This is a genomic window from Bacteroides sp. NSJ-39 (genome assembly GCF_014287315.1).
Classification (GTDB): Bacteria; Bacteroidota; Bacteroidia; order Bacteroidales; family Bacteroidaceae; genus Bacteroides; species Bacteroides finegoldii.
Genome location: NZ_JACOOB010000078.1, coordinates 1 through 661, shown reverse-complemented (window position 1 = coordinate 661; position 661 = coordinate 1). Strand labels below are relative to the sequence as shown.

Here is a 661-nt window from a genome sequence, read left to right as displayed (position 1 = left end):
AGGCACGGCGTACATCAAGATACTTGTTACGGGGACGTTGTATGTGCAAGGTCTGGCAATGTTTGCACAGATGACGATGAAGCCATACAATACCTTCCCATAAGAGTTTGGTATCAGTAGGAAAACGCAGATGACTTTCATAACAGGTGGCATCGGTCATACAGACATGAAGGTTCTCAAGATAAGGTTTCCAATGCTCGGCAAGAATGAGCTGGAGGGACTCAACGTCAAGGCGATTCGCTGGTTCCTGACGAATTGCACTAACGATTTTAGGATTGGTTAGCGGATGAAGCGGATCAATCTGAACACCACAAAACAACTGGTAATGAATATTACCGTTTAAATGCTCAATCAGTTGTGCATCGGAAAAGTTGGTATAGGACTTCAAGACCATCAAGGCTATTTTACCTTCGGGAGAAAAATAACTTTTACGACCCAAAGCAGAGGACTTCAAATGCATTTGTCGGGCCAGTTCCGAGAAAGGAAACAGAGCATGGAGGCGACCTAATTCACTCGTTGCAAAACTTTGACGATATTTTTTTAGCATATCGAACTCGGTAAAACCTAAACGAGGTTCGATTTCTGAGATTTTTTGTATCTTTACCATGTGTTTTTATTTTAGATTACCCCCGTTTTGGCCGTCAAACCGTTTTTTGGGGGG

At 42.8% G+C, this 661-nt stretch carries 1 protein-coding gene; it reads right to left on the bottom strand.

Annotated features, from left to right (window positions below; translation table 11 throughout):
• A partial coding sequence (locus H8S63_RS19805) for a transposase (RefSeq protein ID WP_186927719.1) occupies positions 1-607 on the bottom strand: 607 nt, incomplete at its 3' end.
• Positions 608-661 lie beyond the last annotated feature (54 nt).